Origin of the sequence: Olsenella sp. An293, from assembly GCF_002159495.1 — a bacterium.
Lineage (GTDB): Bacteria > Actinomycetota > Coriobacteriia > Coriobacteriales > Atopobiaceae > Thermophilibacter.
In genome coordinates this window covers 1-21,122 of sequence record NZ_NFIT01000016.1, presented here as the reverse complement: position 1 = coordinate 21,122, position 21,122 = coordinate 1, and the positions used below count along the sequence as shown (strand labels likewise).

At 65.8% G+C, this 21,122-nt stretch carries 19 protein-coding genes and 1 pseudogene; 1 reads left to right on the top strand and 19 read right to left on the bottom strand.

The window, feature by feature from the left end:
- Position 1: 1 nt before the first annotated feature.
- The 18 genes and pseudogenes from B5F85_RS09500 to B5F85_RS10720 form a co-directional block, all read right to left on the bottom strand.
- Positions 2 to 1,174, bottom strand: coding sequence for a phage tail spike protein (locus B5F85_RS09500; protein WP_239386856.1), 1,173 nt, complete (start codon positions 1,172 to 1,174; stop codon positions 2 to 4).
- Entirely contained in the window at positions 1,174 to 1,890 is a 717-nt protein-coding gene (locus B5F85_RS09495; RefSeq protein WP_239386854.1) for a phage tail domain-containing protein, read from the bottom strand. The genes B5F85_RS09500 and B5F85_RS09495 overlap by 1 nt, the downstream gene beginning before the upstream one ends.
- Complete coding sequence (locus B5F85_RS10605) at positions 1,887 to 2,072, bottom strand: hypothetical protein (protein WP_143786174.1); 186 nt, start codon at positions 2,070 to 2,072, stop codon at positions 1,887 to 1,889. The genes B5F85_RS09495 and B5F85_RS10605 overlap by 4 nt, the downstream gene beginning before the upstream one ends.
- A complete protein-coding gene (locus B5F85_RS09490; protein ID WP_087316671.1) occupies positions 2,056 to 2,514 on the bottom strand; it encodes a hypothetical protein in 459 nt (152 codons plus the stop codon). The genes B5F85_RS10605 and B5F85_RS09490 overlap by 17 nt, the downstream gene beginning before the upstream one ends.
- Complete coding sequence (locus B5F85_RS09485; protein WP_087316670.1) at positions 2,514 to 2,843, bottom strand: putative minor capsid protein; 330 nt, start codon at positions 2,841 to 2,843, stop codon at positions 2,514 to 2,516. Before B5F85_RS09485 ends, B5F85_RS09490 begins: the two co-directional genes overlap by 1 nt.
- A complete protein-coding gene (locus B5F85_RS09480; protein ID WP_239386852.1) occupies positions 2,840 to 3,229 on the bottom strand; it encodes a hypothetical protein in 390 nt (129 codons plus the stop codon). The genes B5F85_RS09485 and B5F85_RS09480 overlap by 4 nt, the downstream gene beginning before the upstream one ends.
- Positions 3,226 to 4,242: a hypothetical protein gene (locus tag B5F85_RS09475; RefSeq protein ID WP_087316668.1), complete on the bottom strand. Its 1,017-nt coding sequence runs from the start codon at positions 4,240 to 4,242 to the stop codon at positions 3,226 to 3,228. The genes B5F85_RS09480 and B5F85_RS09475 overlap by 4 nt, the downstream gene beginning before the upstream one ends.
- Positions 4,243 to 4,245: 3 nt before the next feature.
- A complete protein-coding gene (locus B5F85_RS09470; RefSeq protein ID WP_087316666.1) occupies positions 4,246 to 4,773 on the bottom strand; it encodes a hypothetical protein in 528 nt (175 codons plus the stop codon).
- A 96-nt stretch (positions 4,774 to 4,869) separates the two neighbouring features.
- On the bottom strand, positions 4,870 to 5,196 hold the full coding sequence (locus B5F85_RS10600; protein WP_143786173.1) for a hypothetical protein: 327 nt from the start codon (positions 5,194 to 5,196) through the stop codon (positions 4,870 to 4,872).
- Positions 5,180 to 7,468, bottom strand: coding sequence for an AAA family ATPase (locus tag B5F85_RS09465; RefSeq protein ID WP_087316664.1), 2,289 nt, complete (start codon positions 7,466 to 7,468; stop codon positions 5,180 to 5,182). Before B5F85_RS09465 ends, B5F85_RS10600 begins: the two co-directional genes overlap by 17 nt.
- 130 nt (positions 7,469 to 7,598) lie before the next feature.
- A complete protein-coding gene (locus B5F85_RS09460) occupies positions 7,599 to 10,211 on the bottom strand; it encodes a DEAD/DEAH box helicase family protein (protein WP_087316663.1) in 2,613 nt (870 codons plus the stop codon).
- 2 nt (positions 10,212 to 10,213) lie between these two features.
- Positions 10,214 to 11,971 (bottom strand): site-specific DNA-methyltransferase, encoded by a 1,758-nt coding sequence (locus tag B5F85_RS09455; protein ID WP_087316661.1) that lies wholly within the window; start codon positions 11,969 to 11,971, stop codon positions 10,214 to 10,216.
- A 103-nt stretch (positions 11,972 to 12,074) separates the two neighbouring features.
- On the bottom strand, positions 12,075 to 13,898 hold the full coding sequence (locus B5F85_RS09450) for a DUF262 domain-containing protein (RefSeq protein WP_087316659.1): 1,824 nt from the start codon (positions 13,896 to 13,898) through the stop codon (positions 12,075 to 12,077).
- An 870-nt stretch (positions 13,899 to 14,768) separates the two neighbouring features.
- Positions 14,769 to 16,328, bottom strand: a complete 1,560-nt coding sequence (locus tag B5F85_RS09445; RefSeq protein ID WP_087316657.1) for a hypothetical protein — start codon at positions 16,326 to 16,328, stop codon at positions 14,769 to 14,771.
- Positions 16,329 to 16,537: 209 nt separating this feature from the next.
- A complete protein-coding gene (locus B5F85_RS09440; protein WP_087316655.1) occupies positions 16,538 to 17,407 on the bottom strand; it encodes a GIY-YIG nuclease family protein in 870 nt (289 codons plus the stop codon).
- A 134-nt stretch (positions 17,408 to 17,541) separates the two neighbouring features.
- Positions 17,542 to 18,762, bottom strand: a pseudogene (locus B5F85_RS09435) (phage terminase large subunit).
- A 49-nt stretch (positions 18,763 to 18,811) separates the two neighbouring features.
- Positions 18,812 to 19,240, bottom strand: coding sequence for a hypothetical protein (locus tag B5F85_RS09430; protein WP_087316653.1), 429 nt, complete (start codon positions 19,238 to 19,240; stop codon positions 18,812 to 18,814).
- Positions 19,241 to 19,308: 68 nt separating this feature from the next.
- Positions 19,309 to 20,004, bottom strand: a complete 696-nt coding sequence (locus B5F85_RS10720) for a metalloregulator ArsR/SmtB family transcription factor (protein ID WP_158094598.1) — start codon at positions 20,002 to 20,004, stop codon at positions 19,309 to 19,311.
- Between the two features lie 115 nt (positions 20,005 to 20,119).
- Here B5F85_RS10720 and B5F85_RS09420 point away from each other — a divergent pair, with 115 nt between their 5' ends.
- Positions 20,120 to 20,680 (top strand): DUF5714 domain-containing protein, encoded by a 561-nt coding sequence (locus B5F85_RS09420; protein WP_143786172.1) that lies wholly within the window; start codon positions 20,120 to 20,122, stop codon positions 20,678 to 20,680.
- On the opposite strand, the gene B5F85_RS09415 is transcribed toward B5F85_RS09420, so the two are convergent.
- Positions 20,677 to 21,122: hypothetical protein (locus B5F85_RS09415; RefSeq protein ID WP_343203478.1), on the bottom strand; the 446-nt coding region annotated here is incomplete at its 5' end. The two genes, B5F85_RS09420 and B5F85_RS09415, sit on opposite strands and share 4 nt — an antisense overlap.

Here is a 21,122-nt window from a genome sequence, read left to right as displayed (position 1 = left end):
GTCAGAACTCCCTCTCGCCCAGGTCCTCGTAGGACGCCACCGTGTCTGACGCCGTCGCCGCCGTCTCCTCGACCGCCGTCACGCGCGCGGCCACGTCTGCCGACGCCGCCCACGTCGTGCGCTCGACCGCGCCCAGCGTGAGACGCACGACGGGCCTGCCCTCGCCGAGCTCGCGCACGCGTCGCACGCAGCGGGCGCGCAGGTGCCACTCGGGCGAGCGCGACGAGTCGACCACTGCCACGTCGTCGCCCGGCCGCACGCCCGCGCCGCCGTCCACGGCGGCGACGTCCACCTCGTAGGAGACGCGCGGCTCGCACGCCGCCGCGAGCGCCGCCTCGGTCAGCGCCTTGAGCTCCGTCGCGTCCTCGCAGTCCGGGAACACCACGTGCCCGAAACGGTGCGCCCTCCCGCACGCGCCGTCGGGGCGACCCCACACCAGGCGCGCGTCGTCGTCGCCCACCCAGTTCACGTCGTTGTTCACAGAACCGAAGGTCAACCGCCTCGTGAACCCGCCTGTCGCCACGCCCTGCTCGTCGTAGATCGGCAGGCCCTTCCCGTAGCCGTAGAGCGCCGTGAACACCTCGTCCTCGAGCACCGTGCGCGTGCACGCCGCGAGCGTCTTGCCGTAGCTGAAGCGCGCCCCGCGCCACTCGCCGCGCCGCGCGGGCAGGTTGACCGTCCGCGAGGCCACGCGCCCGTTGGCCACGGCGATCACCGCCTCGGCCTCGCCGCCCCACACCTCCTCGACGCGCCTGAGCGCCGCGAGCGCGTTCACGTGGTAGAGCAGGCACCCCCGCTCCGTCGCGCCAACACCAACGTCGCCGACCGTCCAGCGCGTGTGAGCGAGAACCGCCGCCAGCGCCTCGGAGGCCGTCTTGGCAACCAGCTGCTCCTCCTCGACGAAGTCGCCCAGGAGCTCGCAGAGCGAGGACTCCGCGTAGACGTGCGCCGGCGCGCCCAGCGGCTCGTCGGTGCGCACCACCACGTGCTCGCGCCACACGCCGTCCGTCGGGTCGCGCCACAGCAGCCGCTCGCCCTTCTCGGGGGCGAGCGCGCAGTCGAACTCGATCGTGTCCTCGCCGCCGACCTCCTCGACGTGCGTCACCGCGCCCACGGCTGGCAGGATCCCCAGCCGCCCGTCGAAGCGGTCGAAGAGGTAGAGCGTCGGCACCATCAGAGCCACCTCTCCGTCCACGCCACCGTGTGAGCGGAACAGCCCGTGAACGTCAGCGTGTGCTCCCCGGGAACAAGCGAGAAGAACGTGCTCTCCACGGCCACGTCGGCGGAGGCGTCCTCTCCCTCCACCGTCACGGCCTCGCGCCGGAAGTCGAGAAGGACCTCGTCCCCGGCGGCGAACTCGCGCTCTACGAGCACGTAGCGCCCCAGACCGTCGGCCACCCTCACCGAGGGGCCCGCGAGCGCCGTCAGCGTCACGACCGGCCACGTCGCCCACGTGCCGCCGACCGTCAGCGTGCCCGCCGCGCTCGACCTCCCCTCCCCGTAGGCCACCGGGTCGAAGCACGTGAACGCCAGCTCGCAGCTGCCGTCCTCGAAGAGCGAGTCCCAGTCGGAGGCGTCCGTCACCACGGCGTCGCGCCACGAGAGCCCCGGCTCCCCGGGCAGCTCGAGCTCGGCGCCCGAGGGCGCCACGAGCCACCCGTACAGCACGTGACGGATCTCCGAGCGCTCGTCCGCACCGAGAGAAATGCCCGCGTCGAGGAAGAGCCGCACGCGCAGGACGCGCGGCGGCAGCTCGCAGCCCAAGAGCGCCGCGCCCGGCCGCCCCGGCACCATGAGCGCCCTCGGCGAGAGCGCGTGCCCCGCCGGCTCCACCAGCTCGGCCGTCACGTACGGTGAGAGGTCGTGCCCGTTGTACACGATGGAGCTCACAGCCGCCCCCGAGCCCGCCCGTAGGCGGTGGCGCGCCGCTGCTGCTCGCGCCCCATGCGGTCGGTCTCCGCTGAGCCCGCCCGCTGCTCGCGCGCGCCCTGCGCCGCCCGCTGCAGCGGGTTGCTCTTGCGCACCACGTCGCGGTCGTCCACACCGCGACCGGCCCTAACCCTGTCCGCCAAAGTCGATCACCACCGTCAGAATCAGCGTGAAACCCCAGAGCCAGCGCCCGGAGCCGTCGCGGCCCCTCGGCGCCGAGCCCCCGGAGTCCGCGGCCGCCACCCTGCACCGCCAGCCCTCGCCGAAGCCCGTCCAGGAGCCCCGGCGCAGGTCGCGCTCCACCGCGCGGCAGGTCGCCTCCGCGTCGCGCGCGGCCTCGCAGCACACCAGCACGTCCACGGGCACCCGCCCGCGCTCCGTGCCGTCCGCGAGCCGCGCCTCGCGCTCGAGCGCGCCTTGTGTCAGCACGATCGGCTCGCAGCAGAGGCGCGCCGGGGGCGGCGAGCAGAACGCGTTGCCGTAGCCGAGCGCTCGGAGCAGCGCGACCGCCGCGCCGGCGACCCCGCCGCCCTCGGCGTCCCAGTCGTCCGGCACGTGGGCGCCGAGGTCCTCGGAGCATGCCATCAGCCCACCTCCAGCTCCCAGTGGTGCACCTGGCCGCGCACCACGCAGCACCGGCGACAAGAGCGAACGAGCATCGACGGCCCCGCGCCGATCAGCACGCGCGCCCCGGCCGGCACCTCGAGGGCGCCCTCGCTGTTCACCGCGTCCACGAACACGGTCCCGTGCCCCGCGTCGGCCGAGCGGTGCGCGTCGGAGACGACCCCCTCCGCGCGCTCGAACCTCACGTGGCGCACGAGGCGGCTCTCGCCGCGCCCGCCGCCCTCCGCGGGCAGGAACACCAGCATGTCGTCGGGCAGGAGCCTCTTGGGTATCGGCCTCAGGTACCTCATCGGCGCACCCCCGAGAAGCAGAGGCCCGTCCCCGCGAGCTCCGCGAGCGCGGCCTCCCGCGCCACCACCGAGCCGGTCGTGCCCTCGTCGCGGTAGTTGGTCACCGAGAAGGACCCGATGGAGAAGCCTCCCACGCGCCCCTCGCCGTACTCGGCGAAGGCGTCGGCCGCCGCGCAGACGGCGCGCCGCCAGGCTTCGGCCTGATCGTCGTCCCACTCCTCGCGCGCGTCGCGCGCCCCCGTGAGCGCGCCCACGCACCGCACCGCCGCCGGCAGCGCCTCCGCGAGCGCCTCGGCGGAAAGCGCCCCGCCGTACCCGTCGAGGTAGAAGTCGTAGGAGACGGGCGCGGGGCCGCGGCCCGCCGCGCCCGTCAGCCCCTCGCTCACGCCAGCGGCGCGCAGGAGACGTGCACGCCGTCCAGCTTGTTGTCCAGCAGCTCCACGATGCCGTACTTGCGGTACTTCATCATGTAGCTGTCCAGGTTCTCCAGCTCGTCGGGCGAGAAGACCCTCGAGGCCACGTGCTTGTCGAACTTGATCACCGCCGAGCGCTCCACGACCATGAAGTTGATCGGAGCGCCCGCGCCCACGAGCTCGTAGTAGCTCGAGAGGCTGCCCGAGGCCGGGCTCGAGACGGGCGTGTACTGCTCGCCGCTCTTCGTGTAGTAGGTCTTGCCCGAGACCACGGAGGTGTCCTCGGTGAGCTGGTAGGTCCCCTCGGCGCGGGAGTACCCGAACTGGTCCTCCTCGCCGGAGTTCAGCGCGATCGCCGTGTAGAAGCGCGTCTGCGGCACCTCCACGACGCGGCTGAAGCGCTCGAGCACGCGGTTGGAGCGCGCCGGGTTCGCCAGGCTGAAGTCGTCCAGCACGCCCTTCAAGGTCGGCGTGATGAAGAGGATGCGGCTCCCGGTGGTCACCTCCGCCTCGTCCATCGCGTTCGTCGCGGCGCGGAGCGAAGCCAGCACGTCCTCGGCCTCCGCGTCGGCGAAGTCCTCGACGGCGGGCGTCACGCCCTCGTGCCCCGCGATCTCGGAGAACGTGAAGGCGTCGGCCTCCGGCGCCACCTGCGTGCGCTGGAGCTCGGAGCCCGCCGCCACGAAGCAGTCGAGGACCCCGGCCTCCTCCACGTCCATGACGTCGGCCAGCAGCCTGATGCCGCGGTCGTAGTTGAACGTCTTGGTCTCGAACTCGTAGGTGATCGAGCCGGTCTTGTAGCCCACGTTGCGCGTGTAGTCGCCGAGCCCCGTCACCTCGATCTTCGGGACCATGATCTCCTTGGCGTTGCGCCCCGCGCGCGCCATGCGGCGCGGCGAGTTCAGGCACGTCGAGCACGCGGCCCTCTTGTAGACCTCGTCCAGGACGGCCGTGTAGTTCCTGGTGTAGGCGATGCTGTTGGCCATCGGTTACTCCTCGTCTCCCTCGATGCCGGCGATCCTCCGCCAGCGCTTGACCGTCGCGCCCTCGTCCGACGCCGCGCCCGCGCTCGGCAGCCCCGTCGCCCCCGTCTGCGCGGTCGCGGCAACGCTCGAGCCGAACAGCCACGGCTCGGCCGCCTTGAGCTTCTCGACGTCGTTGTCGTAGTCACCGAGCAGCGCGCGGGCGGCCTTCACGTTGCGCGCCCCCGCGAGCTGGAGCTCGAATCCGACCCGCTCCTCGTCGCCGCGCCGGCGCAGCTCGTCCATCTCGGCACGCAGCTTCTCCGCGCCCTCGGCGGTCTTCGCGGCATCGGCGATCTCGCCCTCCAGCTCCGCGATACGTTCGTCGCGCTCGGCGAGCGCCGCCTCGTAGTCCGCGCGGGCCTGGGCAGCGCCGTCGTCGGCCCTGGGGGTCGCGGCGGCACCATCGCTGCCGCTCACCTGCGCCGGCGCGCCCTGCGGCTCCTGCGCCGCGCCCTGCTCCTCGAGCCTCGTCTCGTCCTGCAAGCCATCCATCTGCCCGTCCTTCCAGTAAGGCGGGCAAAGAAAAAAGCCCGCACCCAAACGATGGGTACAGGCTATGGGCGTGTCACAAGAAAGCTGAGTAAGCTGTTAGAAGGGAATATCTTCATCTGCCATGTAATTGCTCTCGCAAGAGGCGTTCGAATCGCCATTTACAGGAACCTCTTCTGTGGCAATGGCGTTGATGCCCTCGATTATCTCCTTTACGAGCCCTTCAAGCGGGTCGAATGAACCTTTAGGAACAGGCCCTCTAGCGCCATCTTCAAGTTTGTACACATCACCTGCATGGTAATCGAGCGCGTTGAAAAAACTGAGCGCACTGATTGCCTCACCTCTGCTGAAGGTGTCGGCGACGCTGCCATCCACAATTAAATCGACACCGGCTTCTGTTCCGTTGAGCTTAATTGAGCGCATCATAAGCTGCCAGCCTCCTTTGAATCGCTTCTTTGCCTCCATCGAGGATGGAGGCAACTTCGCTGAGCACTGAACCGTCATCTTCAGATTCGAGACAGCCGGACACGACCCGTTCGCTTCCTTCCTTGTCCCTTCTTAGAACAATTACGTTGTCAGCGTCGAGATTGACAACGAGCAGTGGACTGTGTGTGACGATGATGATTTGAGAACGCCTACGAAGATCTCCCAGATATTCTATGAGCTCGTCGCCGATGCGCTGATTTGAGATGTTGTCTTCCGGCTGGTCGGCGATAAACACGTCAGCTTTTGAAGGGCCATAGCTCAAATACTTGTAGTAGGTAAGGGCGCGCTCTCCCAGCGTATTGCCCGTTGCTTTGTTCTCGCCGTCGAAAATCGTGTCAGCAGTGATACACTGCGCCTTTATAAACTTATTAGTCAGGTTATCGAAATCAGATTCCCAAGAATCCGGCTTTCCGCCAGGGATTGCGCTTGCGGCTTCTTCGCGCGTACGAATCTCAAGCAACTTGTCGATTGACCGATACTGAGTGTTGAAGCACTGGAGAAAGTCGTCAGCATAATCATCCAAGTCGGAGTACGCTGTCTTCCTAACGAAGGAGAATCCGTTTTTCTGATTTCTAGTAGCACCGGAGCCTGTCGGAACGCTTGAACTTGGCAGCGTTGGAGAATCTTGAAGTTCGGCACGGGCAAGGCCGAGCACTGTTTCCACAAATGTCGCTTTATCTTTCCGATAGGCAGCGCTCTTTCTGTCTTGATCGTCACTCTTGGACTCGACATCAAGCTCGTATTTTTTGAATGCTCTGAGAATAATGCTCTTCACACCATTCGTCATCATGCGCTCATCGCTTTTACCGGCAACTGACGCCCGAACCTCTTCGATGAGGGCGTGGGCCTTCTTGAGCTTTTCGACCTCTTCTTCCGTGTACTCTTTACGAGCGATCTCCTCGCTCAGAAGAGAGTTGATGGTCCGGAGCCTATCCGCCCGTGGCGACCATTGGTTGCCTTCGTTTGCAAAATCCTCTGTATACGTAACGGTGAACCTGAAGGTTTCTTCCTCTTGAACAGGGAGAAACGAGGTTTCCCGCGCTTTATTCCGAAGGCTATTTCTGGATATGCTTTCAGCGATGAGGCTCTTAATTCCTCCAGCATAGGAACGCACCGAGCTCTCAAAGCTGGTATTGCTAGGCTCCTCAAAAAGAGCGGAGTCAAAGATGGTGCCTTTTCCGTAGCTTTCCTGAAGTTGCCCCTGCTGAACATAGACAGGGGAAACGGGTTTACGCGCGCAGGAAAAGCCATACTCCTTGTCGATGCCCTTTACGTGAGCTTTTCTACCCTGCTTGTCACAGAGGAGGTCAAGCAGGGATGACTTGCCAGATCCGTTTTCTCCAATAAGCACATTCAGACCGGGGCTCAGCGGAATCCTCTTTCCGCAAAGCTCGAATTCGTGGCAGTAGGCGCTTTTCCATTCGTAGTCCCGCCGCCCAATCCTCGTTTCGGGAGAGGTCAACGCCATGAGGAGTCCGCAGAATGTGGGGAGGGCACGGATTTCGGCATAATAAGCATCTGGAATAGCCTGATTGCGATCATGTCTTGGATAGCAATCCCACTCGTGGCAGTCGCTGCCAACAACCATGCGTGCTGGGAGCTGCAGATCTGCAAGCTCGCCTCGGAGGATGCCTTGCACTTTCCGGTTGTTGTATTCAAGCGCATCGAAGAAGCCATATTGGTAAAACCCGATCGCATCATCGCTCGCCGCTCCTGCCGAGCGTTTGCGCTGGTTGCCCCCGAAACCAGAATGCTGATGCACGATGAGAATTGCACTAAGCCCTATATGCCTGAGTAGAGATTCGAATCCATCTAAAGAGTAGAAGCCGGACTCGGTCTCAATCAATCCGTTTTTCTCGATAGTCTCCTGAATCATCCGGCGGTCGCAAGCATCTTTCGAGTTGAAGATCGTGATGATATGGGCGGCAGGTTTTCCTTCTTGCAGCTCGACATCGAACTCGACGCCAGACAGCAGCTGTATGCCTAAGTTTCGTTCGTAGATACGACTGTAAAAAGTCTCGTATAACGCCGCATCAAACCTGTTGTGGTCAGTAACGGAAAACATGTCGATGGGATTCTCTCCCTTAGCAAGCTTGTCAAGCAGCACATCGACATGCTCGGCGTCGCATTCACTCAAGTCAACGCCTTTATCCTTGTACTGACTGGCTTTCGAATGGATATGGAGATCAATCCGAATCAGGCTATTGAGCATCTAATTGCTCTCCTTGCATCCTATTGGTTCGACAATGCCCCCTCTAGGGAGTAATGGTTTCGATTTTATCGATCTCAGGGTACAGCGGATGCGTTCCCATTGAGTGTATTCCAGAGACATTGCCGCTCTATCACCCCAAAATCTCGCTGCCGAACTCCGCCAGCGTGAACGCATTGTCGGCGTCCGGCGCCTCGCGCTCGAACACCATGAAGTACCGGAATCCGATGCCGGCCATGTCGGCCCACCTCGTTCCCAGGCTCAGTTTGCGCCTGGCGTCGTCGCCCAGGTGCTCGCCCTTCGTCTCGATGACCATGAGGACGCCGTCGTCGCGCAAAGCGAGGAAGTCCGGGTAGTGGTTGACGAACCCGTTGATGCTGAACTCCCCGGGCTTGCGCTCCACCACGCGGTGCCACCACCTCACGCGCCGGTTGTTCGCGAGCAGGTCCACCATCTTTCGCTCCAGCCCGTCGACGCGCCCATCCTCCGCCTCGTAGAGCGCCCCGTCGTAGCTGGTCATCGGGGTCGCCTGCACGAACGACTCGGGGAACCGGTACGCCGGCTCGAGCCGCACGTCACCCCGCGAGAGGAGCTTTCCGAAGCGGTCCTCACAGAAGTCGTCGGCGAGCCCGCGCACGGCGTCCGCGACGGCGCGCGCGACGCCGCCCACGCTGTGGAGGCACGCGTCCACGACGGGCGAGTCCATGTCGTCCACCACGCGGGCGATGTAGCCCGTGAGCTGGGCACTCCCGAAGGTGTTCTTGAACTGAGAAGACATCGCCTGGAGGACGAGCGCCTTCAGGCTCTCGCGCTTGCCCTCGTCGGACATGTTGGCGAAGAGCATCGCCATGTTCTTCCTGACGTCGTCCTCGAGCCAGCGGATGCGGTACTCGTCCGAATCGGAGGCGAGATCCACCTCGCGCGCCTCGGAGAACGTGCCGGGGTCGATCTTCACCTCGCCGATGCCATATTTGGACAGCTTGAAGTCGGCGAGCAGGTCCTCGCGGTCGAGCGGTTTCCACGTCTCGTCGTCGGTGAACAGGCCACCGTCCACGCGGATTATGAACTGCGGAATGGTCAGTTCCCTCGCCGAGTCGGCGACCGCCTCGCGCATATGGTACACGTTGGTTCCCCCTCCCAGGCCGCCGAGCAGGGTCCCGGCGCCATCCGAGCCGGCCTCCTCCTCGAAGCGCTCCTCGACGTGCTCGGAGGTGCCGATGATGTCGTCCACGGACGCGGAGCCGGTACCGGCGGCAGAGCCGTCGGGCACGGTCAGGTCGAGCCCGTCGAGGTCGAGGTCGTCCCCCTCGCCGCCCTCGGGGCCGCCTGCCGGCTCGTCCGGGAAGTCGATCTGGTCCTGCCGCTCGGGCGCCGCGGGCGCCGTCCCGGCGGTCTCCACGTCCTCGCGCGAGAAGCCCACGCCGTTGAGGCCGTCGACCACCTGCGTGAGGGTCGCGTCGAAGTCCGCGGACGCCGTGAGCACGTAGGCGATGTTGAGGCTGCGCGCCCCCGCGCGAGCCGCGTGGGGCTGCCTCAGCACGCGGCCGACGATCTGCTCCACGCTCACCTGCGAGCTCTTGTTGGCGACTGTGGCGAGCACGTAGGCGAACGGGCAGTCCCAGCCCTCGGCGAGCGCCTCCACGGTGATGATGAAGCGTATCGGGCACTCGCGGCTCATGAGGTCGGCCCCGCCGATCTCGTCCACGTCGCCCGTCCGCACGGCTATCTGCTCCTCGGGGATGCCGCCCTCGACGAGCTTCTCCTTGAGCCTCTGGTAGGTCTCTGCGCCCTCGGCCCCGCGCCTCTCCGCCTGGAAGAGCACGATGGGGCGGATGTAGCGCCCGGTCCTCTTCTCGTCCTGCTCGGCTATCGCCTCGAGCCTGCGCTGGAGCGTGACGGCATCGGCGATGGTCGTCCGCTTGTCCGGGCGGCGATACACCACCACAGGGAGCTTCACCATCTCCTCGCGCTTGAGCTGGCGCGCGGTCGCCTGCGCGATTACGTTCGCGCCCCTGGCCGGCGTCGCCGTGAGCTCCAGCACGAAGCGCGGGTTCAGGTTCCGCAGCATGTCGAGCGAGAGCTTCGAGCGCGCGTGGTGGCTCTCGTCCACGATCACGATCGGGTTCGTGCCCGCGAGCGCGGTGATGAGCGCCGTGTCGTCCGCGCCCTCAACGTCCACGGCGGTGCCGGCGTCACGCTGGTGGGCGGTGAGCCCGGCGAGCGCCGAGTTCTCAGCGTAGGCGCGCCGCCCGTCCTTGTTCTTGAAGGAGTCGTAGGAGAGCACGAAGAGCGTGAGCTGCTCGCCGACGGTCGACGCGGTGAACGAGCGGCCGCGAAGGCCGTCCTCCTTGTCGAGCACCTCCACGCGCCCGCCGAAGTCGCGGTCGAGCGCCGTGCGCAGGAAGTGCTCCGGGTTGCGGAAGTTCCGGAGCGTCTGCGACAGGATCTCGCGCCTCGGCACGAGCCACACCACAACGTTGGCGGCCGAGGGCAGCGCCTCGGTCAGCACGCGCACGGCGCTCGCGCCGATGAAGGTCTTGCCGCCGCCCGTGGGCACCTTGACGCACACCTTCGGCGCGCCGCCGAGGTCGTCGCGGTAGCACTCGACCCCGCCCTGCCCGGGCATGAGGCCAACGGCTTTCATGAAGTCAGCATAGGCCGTCGACGCGTCCCTGGTCATCGCGTACGTCCTCGCGAAGCGGCCGACCTCCCTGAGGACGTCCCTCTGGTACTGCTTCAGCTCCATGGCTAGATCCTCGCTATCTGGTCGGGCACGCGCTTGAAGACGACGCCCATCTCGTCCAGGCGCTCGGGCGCGATGGCGCACCGGTCGGCGAAGATCACGGTCGGCGACCCCTTGCGCGGCAGACCCCGCAGGAGGTCGTAGGTGAGCGTCGTCTCCTCCCCGGGCTCCCAGGTGAGGTAGTAGACCGCCTGGGCGTGCTCGCCGAGGAGGTAGGGGTGCTCGTCCGTGAGGTCCTCGTAGGGCGCGCGGGTCTCGGTCGCCCAGACGTAACGGGTGAGGTCGGCGTGCGTGACGGCGGGGTCGATCGCGCCGTCCTCGCGGAACAGCGCGGGGCCGAGCTCGTAGTACGAGAAGCCGGAGTCGATGCCCCCGACGGCGCCGTTCCCCTCGCCGTAGCCCGATATGACGCGACGAACACGCTCGGCGGTAACGGTGTCGGCGTAGTCATCCAGTTCGGCAAGGATGAAGCGTCGAGAGCCGCCGTCCTCTCTGTTGAGCTTTATGACCGCGTGTGCCGTGGTACCGGACCCTGCGAAGGAGTCGAGCACGAGGGCGTCGTCACCACAGGCGAGCTGGATGCATCGTTCTATCAGCTCGGGAGGCTTCGGGGTATCGAAAGGTGCCGATCCCTCAAAGATTCTCGCAAGAAGTCGTTTCGCCCCATCCGTGGTTCCGACTTCTCCCGCAGGCCAAAAATTAGTCGCGACCCTTCCTGAGCTCTCTTCCAGGTACTTCTTGGTGCGCATGCCGCCTTTGCCCTTGGAGGTAAAGAAGAACGTCGGCCAGGGTTGCTCACCGCGTGCGCCTCGGTCATAGCGCGCTTTCGCCCTCTCCAGCGCCTCCGTCGAATCATCCACGAGCGCGATTCCACAGAGCGAATCATCTACTTCCGCGCCAGCGCACACCTCACGTCGCTTGTCCGCATCGTTAAGGTTTCTCAGCTCGTATGGAGCCCACTTGTTCATCTCCGCGAGCATGCGATCTTGACCAAGACTCCAGCAACGTCCCACTGGCGGATACATCCACCCACCAGTTATCGGGTGCTGTATGGCATACACCATACCTTGATGTGTCGAAGCTCCCGGCGCTGAGCATGTGACGGAAGTCCACGGGCGGGAGTCTCCATCCGGGCTTGAATAGCCGCTGTTCATGCCCTCCGTGCGCTTCAGTCTGTTGGGAACCCAATCCGAAGTCTTTGAATACAGGAGCAGATGCTCCGTCTCAGCTGGCACGCCTTTAGAGTCATTGCGCTTAGTGAGCGTGCGCTGCCAAGATACGTCCGCAACGAAGCATGACGGGCTGAAGATCTCGTCGCAGATGAGCTTCAGATTGAACAGCTCGTTGTCATCTATGCTGATGAAGATCGCTCCCGTCGGCGCGAGCAGCTTGCGCAGCAGCTGGAGCCTCGGGTACATCATGCACAGCCACTTGTCGTGGCGGCTGAAGTCCTCGCCCTCCTTGCCCACGACCTGCCCGAGCCACTTCCTGATCCTGGGGTCGTTGACGTTGTCGTTGTAGACCCAGCCCTCGTTGCCGGTGTTGTACGGCGGGTCGATGTAGACGCAGTCGACCCTGCCCTCGTACTCGGGCAGCAGGGCCTTCAGCGCCTCGAGGTTGTCGCCGTGGATGACCATGTTCCCGCAGTCCGAGCCGTGGCTGTCCAGCACGCCCTTCTCGGGCACGCGCTCGAGCACGCGATACGGGACGTCGCGGTGGTGGTTGACCACCTTCTCCTTACCCATCCAGTTGAGAGTCGGCATGTATTGTCCGCCTATCTTCTATCGGCGCGCTCAACTTGGTGCGCCTGGTTGTAATTTGCTGCAAAGTGCTCGAAAGCGTCAGATATGGCGTCGAATCCAAACGTCAGCACAAGACGCTCCCGAACGCTGCAACCGTCTCATCTGACGCCCTGTCGGGCACCTCCTTGCCCATGGCCTGCTCGATGACGTCGAGGAGCCTCTTCGCGCGATCCAGAAAGAACGTATCGAAATCATCCACGGCAAGAGCGTCGTAGTCCACGAGGTGGGACTCCACGCGCCTGCGGAGCTCGTCACCGTCGACCTGCTCGTCCTTCATGATTTTCGGGAGGTACTTCGAGGGCGCAACGCCTCCGATCTCCCGGTTCGTGCGCGCGATGAGCGGGGTCTTGTTCACGATGGAGTTCCACTTCGTCCGTTCGAGCCCCGTCCTCTCGCAGTACGCGCGCGGGAAGATGTGGTGGATGTCCGGCGGGGTCTCCATCGACTTCACCATGGTCATCGGAGCGCCGTCGACGAAGTCGAGGCAGTTCTCACGGAACACGAGGGCCATGACCCCCTTGTAGGCAGCGCTGTTTCTGGTCTGGAGGCCCAGCAGGCGCGTGGACTGGAAGTAGGCGGCGTTCACGGTGCGCATCGCGGAATCCTCGCCCTCGATTGCCGCCGCCAGGTCCTCGATGTCGTTGGCGTATCGCGTCTCGTTGGCGCCGCCGTACATCTCCCCGAAGATCCCGCACCACAGCCACCGCCGGAGGACTGCCTTTACGGGCTGCCTCTCGAACGTCTTGCGCCCGATATAGGCGCAGGTAGCTGCGAGCGGGATGAGCTGCGTGGTGTACGGGAGGTCTCGCATGCGGAAGACGCACTCGCCGATGAGCAAATCGCGCGCCATGTCGAACCCGTCCAACAGCGCGTCCAGGTTGGCGACATAGTCCTCGTAGCGCAGCGCCAGAACGTCCTTCTTCTTGCAGCTCGTACTGCCCTTGGTGCCGGCGCGCTTTGCGAGATACGTCGTGTAGAGCGTCATGGAGGTCAAAAACGTCGTCTCGTCGACGCCCTGCATGAGATCCGTTCTGATGTCCTTGCCCTCGGCGCAGATGCGCGGGCGCACGACCTCGTTCCAGTTGCCGCGCAGGTCGAAGTCGTAAGTGGCGAAGGCCGCCGTCACGAGCTCGAACACGGTGAGAGAGACGCCCCCCGTGTTCACGTTCTCGAAGACCTTGCAGACCGCCTCGCGGGGCGTCGTCTTGTCCAAGGTGATGACCGGAATCTTGTAGTCCTCCATCGTCCTGAGGACATCCTCCTTGAAGTGCTTCCAGAGGGCGTACTCTTCGGACTTGAGACCATAATGCTCGATGAACTCCGTGAACCAGTCGTCTCGCCCCTGGGAGTCGAACACGAGGTTAGCGGGAAACATGAGCTCCTCGATCTCGCGCTGACGGCTCGTAAGGTCGAGGACGATCTTGCGGCCGATGTCCTCGGTGACGACGCGCTTATCCGATATGGAGACAATCGCATCCTCGCGGTCTTCCTCTGGATCGAGGCATTTGCGCATATCGAGGTAGTAGAAGCGGCTGAGCTTCTGGCCGCGCTCGTTCGAGGTGCTGACGGGGTCTTTCCCAAAAAGCGAGCAGTACAGCGAGGTGAGTCGCTGCTGGCCGTCGAGGACGAGGTAGTCGGGCTCGCGGGAAATGCCATGTGTTCCCTCGAAGGCACGGTATTTCAGCCTCACCTCGCCGCCTCCGCACTCGAGCCTCATGAGCGCGCCCATCGGATACCCCTGCGTCAAGCTCGCGATGATGTTCCTGATGCGCCCGTCATCCCACGTCCAGCTGCGCTGGAACTCCGGGAGCTGATGCGTCCCCTTGCCAACCCCTTCGAGGAGCTCGCCGAGCGAAGTGTCATATGATTTGGGCGCCGCTATAGCCATATAGGCTCCTTCGAAGTAAATGAGAGTGATACCAGTACATTGCAATTGCCTGTAAACCCTTATTTTACAATGCGTAGCCTATATTGAGAACACGACGAGAAGAGCGGTGCAGCTACGAGGTGCCACACCCCACCACCACCCGCTGCCCGTCGAGGGTCGTCCGCAGCCCACCTGCCTCCGCTCCGTTGCGCGCACGGCTCGGAAACCGCCCCGCCCTGCGCGGAGAGCGCCACTCACGGCCATGCCCGCCGCTCCGGCTGTGTATTGCTCCGCGGCTCGGGCCAGCCAGCTCCGCCTACGTGTTGCTCCCGGCTCAGGTCAGCCGGCTGCGCCGTCTGGCCTTCGCGGCGGTCGCACACTCCGGCTACGCTGTCTGTCCCTCGCGGCGCTGCGCATACACAGCCTACGCTCTGGGCATGGCCTGATGGGAGTTTGACGTGCGCAGGTCGGGTCGGTTCCTCGCGGCGGCGCGCACTCCGCCACGGCAGATGGGCTGCTGCCCTCTCGCCCTCGTTCGCGGGTGGTGGTGGGGTGTGGATGCCCTTGCGGCCCTCACGAGGAGCGGCGAGCGCGACTCCGCGGCGACGTCGCCCCCCGGGCTTCCGCACGGCCGCCACGCGCTCGCGAGCGGCGCTCCGGATCCCCGAGGGAACCGGAGCTCGCGACAGCCCCGAAGCCGCCTGCGGCGGCATCGGGGCCTTCCTGACCCGAGACGACCCCGTCCGCCCAGTCCGGGGAGCCGGGGCGCGTGCACCGGGTCGCAGCCGCCGCCCGCGCCGGCGCCGCAGCTCTCACCCCAAGGGTCGGGGCGCGGCCGCTCCCACGCCCGCGTGCGTCGGAGCGTCAGCGCCCCTCACCTTGGACACCCTCTCATCGCGCCGGCACGGCCGTCGTCTGCTCCTCGCGGCGGCGCACGCGCCCCGGCACCCCTGCCTGGGCTGCGTCAACGTGCCCCGACCCGCCGTCGCTCGCACCGGATTCGGCAACAGCCCCTCTGCGCCTCGCCGTCGCCTCGTCCTCGCCGTACCACTTGGCGCGGTACTCCCAGCCCTCCATGAGACCGGCGGCCACCTCGTCCATGTCCTGGCGCTTCTCGGCCGTCGTGTCCGTGATGATGCTGTCGTCGAACGTCACGCGCACGAGCCCCTCGTCGGGCAGCTCCGCGCCCAGGCGGCGCTCGGCAGCGAGCAGCGCGCGGCAGATGCCCGAGATCGCGCCCTCGAGCGCGCGCTCGTGTCTCCTGATGTTGCGCATCAGCGCCGAGTTGTCCGCCGACACCTCCGTGGCCGTCTTCACGTACCCCACGTTCTCGAGGTCGAAGTAGTTGATGCCGAACCCGCAGAGGTCGCCGAGCGTCTGCAGCGCGACCCTGAACGCCCGCGCCTGCGCCTCCGTGCGCAGGGTCGGCGCGAACTCGTGGATCGTGTCCTCCGTGCTCATGACCTTCCTGAACACCGTGCAGTCCTGCCGCCCGAAGGGGATGGAGACGCGCCCGCCCTTCCCGTCGCGCTCCGTGTCGAACATCACGTCCGAGAGGAACACGCGCATCTTCCCGTTGTCGATCTCGCTCATCATGGCGTCGTAGCAGAGGTCGACCGCCTGGATCGCGTCCACCGCGTCCGCGAACACCGACTGCCCGTAGGGCGACATGTCCACGCGCGTGTTGTCGACGGCGGGCCTCACGATGGCGAACGTCGGCCACGGCGAGCCCGTGTCGTACGCCGGGCACACGCCCTCCGGCTCGACGCGGTTGCCGTCCCGGTCGAAGCACGCCGTGACGATCCGATACGTGCCCTCGCTTTCATCGTCAGTCAGGCGAGAAGGACCCGCCGCCGAAGCCCCTCCGGATGATTCGCTTGGCGAGAAGAACGCGTCGGCAGCACCCTTCAGGTGCAGCTGCACCTGGTCGATGGCACGTCCCCTCCAGAACGCCCGCGTCACGAACGCGCACTCGGTGACGCCCTCCTCGTCCCACGTGAGCGGCACCACCATCCGCGCGTCGTAGCGCCTCGCGCGCACCTCTCGAGACCCCGCATCGACCCACAAAGCCCACGCGCCCGTCCCCAGGCCGAACGCGCGCACCACGCACTCCTGCGCCGAGGCGAGAAAGCCCGTGCGCGCCATCCACGCCGCGAGCCAGTCCGTGCACGCCTGCTCGGAGCACGCCACCTGCGTCTTGTCATTGAGGAGAAGAGACCCCCACTCCCGGCACACCCGCATCGCCGGGTGGATCGAGCGCCTATGCACCTCGTACACGCGCCCCACGCCGTCCGTGTCCCTATAGTCGTAGAAGTCCCCGAGCGCCCGCATCCACCGGTCCCACGCCCGGATGTGCGGCTCCATCGCCTCCAGCGGCAGCGAGAACCCCAGCCCCCTCAGCCACGCCCTCACATGCTCCGGCACCCAGTACTCGTCATCCAGCCCCTGCACAGCTCACCTCCCGCCTCGTCCGAACACGCCCATTGAACCCGCCCGTCACAAAGGGCAAAAAGAAAAGAACGCCAGGCGAGAAGAACCCCCGGGATTCAGTAGCCAACTGAATTGAGCCATAGGCGAGAAGAACGTGTGGCACCCACTTCCGGCTGCCGCACACCCCATGCGTCCAGGCACTATTTCAATTTGTCGAGAAGAACGCCCGTCTAGTTATCGTTGTATCCGTGGGCACGCGTGTCGAGGCAGTCCTTCCACCACTGCTCCCGTTCCAGCACCTTTTGCGGGTCGTAGCTCATGCCGAAGTACTCGAGCAGCGTGAACTCGAAGTTCTCGCGGAAGTAGTCCTCGCCCTCGCGATCATAGAGCTCACGCAGCTTCTTGTTGCCTCCGTGCTTGGAGTCCAGATAATTGCCCCAGCGCGCCGCCACGCCGCCCTCGCCGGTGGCGGAGCCTATGTAGAGCTTTCCGGTCCTGGTGTCAGTGAGGCAGTAGACCCCCGTCACGCTCTCCAGGGCGTCGTAGTACGAGGGCATGATCTCGCGCCTGAATATCCGGTCGAGCTTGGCGTAGGGCAGGTGCACGCGGTCGTAACCGCTAAACGTGTCGCCGCTGTAGAGCGCAGGCAGGATCTCCTTCACCGTCGCCTCGTTAAGGTACGAGTCGAGGTTAAACACATAAAGGGAGAACTTGTTACCTCGGTGGAGGTTGATGATGAGCCGGCCGAACAGCGGCGCGTATTGGTCAAGAATCCTCACCGTTGCATACCCGTTCTCCGCGCCCCGCTCCGGCATTTCGATTATCTCGGCGGCGGACACGAACAGCCACTCATCCTGGCGATAGAGCCGCATGAAGCTGAACACCCAATCACCCACATGGAAGTTCCTTCGGTTCTTCCCGTACCAAGCCCAGTACGAGCAGCGCTTCGCGCGCCCCGCAGCCCGCTCACTCTCTGGGCGTTCGAGCCACCGGTCGATGAAGGCCTCGTGCGTACCGCCGTCAAACAGATTCAGCTCAATCTTGCTGCCCTTAATTTGCTCCTCGGTGAGGTTGAGGATGCTGTTCAGAGGGATGTTCATGGCACACCTGCCCACATAGCTGCAATTGACTATTTCATTTTAGGCGAGAAGAACGCGCGGCGACCATTTCCGGCTATCGCACGTCCATACATACATGCACCATCATTTAGCTGCCGAGAAGAACGCCCGCGCCGCTACCCCCTCAGCACGTCGTCCATCATCGCGTAGCGCACCGCGTCGATCGAGTGGTCGTTGCCATCGGGAATGTCGTCCAGCCACGTCCCGTCGCGGTCGCGGTCGTACTCCTTGAGTCTGAACTCCTCGTAAGCCAGGGGCGCCCGCTCCGGGTCGATCACGATCTCGCGGAGCCCCGCCAGCCACTCGTAGGAGAGCCTGCGCATGTTGCTCTTCCTCGCAGGGCGCACCCGCAGCCCCGCCTCGCGCCGCCACACGGCCATGCTCTGCTTGCCGTCCGGCGTGTCGTCGCACCAGATCAGCTCGTCGTGGAGGTAGGCGTCCTCACCCGGAGCGTCCGCGTAGGTGAGCGCGCCCGCCACCAGCGCCGCCGTCTCGGTAGGCGTCTTGCGGTTCGCCGACAGCTCGCCGAAGATCGTGAGCCGCCGCTCGCCGGGCTCCCACCCGCAGCGCACGAACCGCCACGGGTCCGGGAACCAGCCCCAGTCCACGCCGCACCGCGTGCGCGAGAAGCCCCGGCACGCCGCGTCGGACAGGCGCACGCTCACGACGTTGTTGAAGACCGAGCCGCCCGTCCCCGTGACCTCTCCCAGGTACTCGCTCCTCCACGCCCGTTCGTCGACGCTGCGCAGGTACTCCGCCTCCTCGATGAAGGGGGCGCCCAGCCACTCGGGGTGGCTCTCGATGACGTCGAGGTAGCTCGAACGCCGCACCAGCGTGTCCGCGCGCCGCTCCCGCTCCAGCCCCTCGCGGTTCACCCAGCTCCACAGGGTCCGCGGCGGGTTGTAGCTGTAGAAGATCCAGAAGTCGTCCCCGCCGCACCGCAACGAGTTCAGGATGCTCCGCACCGCGTCTATCCCGTCGAACTGGTCGAGCTCCTCGAACCAGACCACCGCCGCGTAGCCGCGCGCGAACTTCACGCCCTTGAGCTTCAGCGGGTCATCGGCACCGCGGAACACGATGCGCTGCCCGGTCGGCAGGTAGGTGAGCTCCATCGGCGAGATGCGCGCCCGGAACCAGGCGTCGAGCCCCAGCGCCGCGATCGCCTACGTCAACTGCGAGAACACGGAGTCGCGCAGCGTGTTCGAGAGCCTGCGCACCACCACCGCGTTCGCCTCGGGGTTCAGCAGGAGGAGAAGGACGATGCACACGCTGATGAAGCTCGACTTCGTGGATCCGCGCCCGCCGTGGAGCCAGTAGCGAGTGTGCCCGTGCGCCATCACGTCGCCCAGCACGTCGTGGAAGCGCGGGATGACGAGCGCCGACGCGTCAACCATCGGTGCGCTCCTCGCCGAGCCCGTCCAGCGGCAGCCTCTCCTGCACCGGCTGGGCCACCACGCCGAGCACGATCCTGGGCGCCGCGTCCGCCTTGGCGTCGTCGCCCTTGCGCTCGGCCTTGCCGAACTCGTCGGGGTACTTGCGCTCGAGCAGCCATGCCGCCGCCGTCCAGTACTGGTTGCGCGCGAGCGCCGCCGAGCGGATCGTCGTGAGCAGCGTCCGCTTGAACGCCGACTCCTCCTTTTTTAGTCCCTCGCTTAACGCGCGCTGCAGCTTCGTCTTCGGCTCCCCGATCCAGCGGTAGAACGTGGACTCGTGGATCCCCAGCGCGCAGATGATGTCGCCGTTGGAGAGCCCGTCCGCCTTGAGGCGGATCGCCTCGTCGACCATCTCCTGCGTCAGCTTCGCCCGCCTCGCCATGCAATCACCCCCGTGAAACGTCGATAGACTTTCTCACGGTGGATTCTCGCCACGCGTCACAAGAAGGGTCAGCGGGCGAGCTCTTTCAGCGCGTCCCCGAGCGCGGAGATGCGCTTGCGGTCGAGGGTGTAGCGCAGCCAGCGACCGTCTTTTCGGGCGCTGACCAAGCCGCACTCGGTGAGGAGCTTCATGTGGTGCGAGAGGGTCGGCTGCCCGATGCCGAGGCCCTCGAGGAGCTCGCAGGCGCAGGTCTCTCCGCCCTCGGCGAGGGAGGCGACCACAGCGAGCCGCCGCTCGTCGGCGAGCGCCCGAAGGACGTCGGCGCGCACGGGCGCGGTCACGCCGGGAATCTCGCCGCGCTCCATGCGGCATGCCAGGTCGCGCACCCTCGCCTCGATGACGCGGGCGGTCTCCCGGAACGCCTCGGGGCCGCGGCCGGCGGGGTCCTCGAGCCCCCAGTCCTCGCGGTGCGCGCACGGGAACACGGGGCACCGGACCCCGCACCCCATAGTCACCACGATGTCCGCCTCTCCCAGCTCGTCGAGCGTCTTGGGGCGCAGGCCCGTTCCGTCTATGCCGTAGAGCTCCGAGAGCGCCCGCAGCGCACCGGGATCGACCTCGGGCGCGGGGTCGGTGCCCGCGGAACAGGGGTCAAGCACGTCGCCCGCGATTTGGCGTGCTATTGCTTCCGCCATCTGGCTCCGGCACGCGTTGTGCGTGCAGACGAAGGCGACGCGCGGCCGCCCGATGCTCCGTGCTCCCATGTGGCCCTCCCTGTTCTGAAAGCGTGACTCACGCAATTATTCTACTATATATCGACGTTCTTCGATGTATAATATTTCGACACCCATCAATGTGTTTACAGAAAGGGGAGCTATCATGGCTACGAGCAACGACGTCCCTTCCTGGGCTTCCGTCATCTGCGAGAACAGCACCTCGACCAGCCCTGCGGACATCCTGGAGGACCTCATGACAGCGCCCGAGTGCGCGGCGTTCGGCCCCGTCCACCACTTCCTCGTGGGGGCCGCCCTGCTGGCGTCCGTGCGCAACGCCACGGGTTCGGGCGACCTGAGGGGGCAGCTCCAGGAGCTCTCCGAGCGCTCTGGCGCGGTTCCCGGCGGCGCGTGCGCGCGCTGGGGCGTGTGCGGTGCTGCCGCATCGTGCGGCATGGCGCTCTCGATCCTGCTTGGCAATGCCCCTCTCAAGGCCGAGGGCTGGAGCGAGACGCAGAAGATGGTCGCCGACCTGCTGGGGCAGATTGCCCAGGCCGGCTCCCCGCGCTGCTGCAAGCGCGACTCTCGCGTGGCCGTGCGGGGCGCGGTCCGCTGGTTCAACGAGGTGCTGGGCGTTGACCTTCGGCAGCCGACCTCAGAGCCGGTCTGCGCCGTCTCGTCGGACAACGTCGCGTGCATCGGCGCGCGCTGCCCGTACCACGGTTAAGAGTGAGAGCGGCGGAGCGAATCACCCCGCTCCCGCTTCCCCGCAAGCCCGTACTTCCTGCACAGCCGCGAGTTCCGCTGCCGCATCCTGTCCCGCTCCCGCCGCACGTCGTCGATGTCCGCCGCCTCCTCGGCGGCGATCCGCTCGCGCTCCAGCTGCTCGTTGAAGGCGCGCTCCTGCGCCAGGTGATACTCCTCGGTGCACCGCCGGCACATGCCGGTCTGCCGGTTGATCTTCACGCCCACCGCGCCGCAGGAGGGGCACACCGTCTGCACCGCCAGCGAGCAGTGGATACGGCTCGCGCGCATCTCCACCGCCCGAACGGAGTGGCGCACGCCGCACCTCCGCTCGATCTCGGCGGCGGCGTACTCCGCCCCGCGGAAGCTCACCTCGCGCAGGACGTCGTCCTGCTCCTCGGTCCACCAGCTCACCGCGCGCACCT